Source organism: Cellulosimicrobium composti, assembly GCF_010287905.1.
Classification (GTDB): Bacteria; Actinomycetota; Actinomycetes; order Actinomycetales; family Cellulomonadaceae; genus Cellulosimicrobium; species Cellulosimicrobium composti.
The window spans coordinates 1-2,326 of the sequence record NZ_JAAFAN010000136.1 but is presented as its reverse complement, the minus strand read 5'-3'; the positions used below and the strand labels follow the sequence as shown (position 1 = coordinate 2,326).

Genomic DNA, 2,326 nt, shown 5'->3' with positions numbered 1-2,326 from the left:
ATACGTCTTGCCCGTCCCCGTCGGACCGATCAGCAAGATGTTCGACTTCGCCAGCTCCACGTAGTCCGGGTCGTCGGGGCTCGACGGCTTGGCCTGCTCGCCCGCCTGGACGCGCTTGTAGTGGTTGTAGACGGCGACGGCCAGGGCCCGCTTCGCGGCGTCCTGGCCGATGACGTACTGCTCGAGGAACTCGAAGATCTCCTTGGGCTTCGGCAGCTCCGTGAGGCCGAGCTCCGTCGCCTCGGCGAGCTCCTCCTCGATGATCTCGTTGCACAGGTCGATGCACTCGTCGCAGATGTACACGCCGGGGCCCGCGATGAGCTTCTTGACCTGCTTCTGCGACTTGCCGCAGAACGAGCACTTCAGCAGGTCGGCGCCGTCTGAGATACGAGCCACTACGCGTCTCCTTGTCCCGGTGCCGGGGCGTGGCGCCGTCCGGGTCGACGACGCGGGCCCCCGGCACGGCCGAGCGAGTCCTGCTCCCCATTCCACACCACGAGGACCGGGTTGTCAGGTGGGCTCCCCGTACGGGGTGCAACGTGTCGCGCCGCCGCCCCCGTGCGGGGGACGACGGCGCGGCGCGTGGTCATGCTGTCGGGTCGGTCACGATCAGGGCTTGTTGACCGCGACGGCCTTGCGGCTCTCAAGGACCTGGTCGACCAGGCCGTACTCCTTCGCCTGCTCGGCGGTGAGGATCTTGTCGCGCTCGATGTCCTGGCGGACCTGCTCGACCGACTTGCCCGAGTGCAGCGCGAGCGTGTCCTCGAGCCACTCGCGCATGCGGATGAGCTCGTTCGCGTGGATCTCGATGTCGGACGCCTGGGCGTAGCCGCCGCCCTCCATCGCGGGCTGGTGGATGAGCACGCGCGCGTTCGGCAGCGCGAGGCGCTTGCCCGGCTGGCCGGCCGCGAGCAGGACCGCGGCGGCCGAGGCCGCCTGGCCGAGGCAGACCGTCTGGATCTGCGGCTTGATGTACTGCATCGTGTCGTAGAGCGCGGTCATCGCGGTGAACGACCCGCCCGGCGAGTTGATGTAGAGGATGACGTCGCGGTCCGGGTCCTGGCTCTCGAGCACGAGGAGCTGGGCCATGACGTCGTCCGCGGACGCGTCGTCGACCTGGACGCCCAGGAAGATGATGCGGTCCTCGAACAGCTTGGTGTAGGGGTCCTGCCGCTTGAAGCCGTAGGCGGTGCGCTCCTCGAACTGCGGGAGCACGTAGCGGGCGGACGGCGCGCCGCCCGGCAGGGCGACACCGCCGGGGCGGGCCGCCGGGCCGGCGAGGCGCTGGGCGGTGGACAGGTACTGGGACTCGGCGCTGAAGCTCACGGGTTCTCCTCGGGTGAAGTCTGGGTTCCGGGTGCGGGGCCTCAGGAGCCGGACGCGCCGCCGCCGCCCGTGACGGACGACGCGTTCGTCACGACGTGGTCGATGAAGCCGTACTCGAGCGCCTCCTGGGCGGTGAACCAGCTGTCCCGGTCGTTGTCCTTGAGGATCTTCTCGAGCGGCTGGCCGGTCTGCTCGGCCGTGAGCTCGGAGAGCACCTGCTTCATGTGCATGATGAGCTGCGCGTTGATGCGCACGTCGGTCGCCGTGCCGCCGATGCCGCCCGACGGCTGGTGCATCATGACGCGCGCGTGCGGCGTGGCGTACCGCTTGCCCTTGGTGCCGGACGAGAGCAGGAACTGCCCCATCGAGGCGGCCATGCCCATGGCGATGGTCGCGACGTCCGGCTGGATGTACTGCATGGTGTCGTAGATCGCCATGCCGGCCGTGATCGACCCGCCCGGCGAGTTGATGTAGAGCCAGATGTCCTTGTCCGGGTCCTCCGCGGCGAGCAGCATCATCTGCGCGCAGATGGCGTTCGCGTTCTCGTCGCGCACCTCCGAGCCGAGCCAGATGATGCGCTCCTTGAGGAGCCGGTTGTAGATGGAGTCGTTGAGTCCGAGGCCCGGACCCTCGGCGCGGTTGACCGGGGCCGTCGCGTCGGACGGCAGGTACAGCTCGTTCACATCCATCTCCTTCGTCGCTCCCGCGGGTGACCCCCGCCTGCGCTGCCCTGGCCGGACCGGGACGCCGTCCCCTCCAGCCGTGCTGCAGTGACCCTAACGCGGTCCGCGTCCGCCGTTCGTCCCGATCACCCGCGTTTTCGCTGACGGCGCACCCTGCCGTCGGCACGACCCGACGAGGGCCTCCCCCGCGGGACGACCCCCGGCCCCCCCCGGGGGGGGGGGGGGGGGCGGGGGGGGGGGGGCGCGCCGGGGCGGAGCCGGGGCATGGCTTGGGGGGGGACTTGTACTCGGGCAAGCCCCGCGCCCACGGCGGCGGG

General features: G+C 70.4%; 3 protein-coding genes. All 3 read right to left on the bottom strand.

The annotated features are described in order from the left end of the window. Positions 1 to 396: ClpX C4-type zinc finger protein (locus GYH36_RS19005; RefSeq protein ID WP_312028722.1), on the bottom strand; the 396-nt coding region annotated here is incomplete at its 3' end. Between the two features lie 213 nt (positions 397 to 609). Beyond that, complete coding sequence (locus GYH36_RS19000) at positions 610 to 1,326, bottom strand: ATP-dependent Clp protease proteolytic subunit (protein ID WP_024842210.1); 717 nt, start codon at positions 1,324 to 1,326, stop codon at positions 610 to 612. A gap of 41 nt (positions 1,327 to 1,367) precedes the next feature. Then, positions 1,368 to 2,015, bottom strand: a complete 648-nt coding sequence (locus GYH36_RS18995) for an ATP-dependent Clp protease proteolytic subunit (protein ID WP_051471966.1) — start codon at positions 2,013 to 2,015, stop codon at positions 1,368 to 1,370. Positions 2,016 to 2,326 lie beyond the last annotated feature (311 nt).

What these genes read in the sequence shown, in the direction of transcription:
- GYH36_RS18995 (WP_051471966.1), bottom strand. Translation starts at nt 2,015, where the DNA reads ATGGATGTGAACGAGCTGTACCTGCCGTCCGACGCGACGGCCCCGGTC.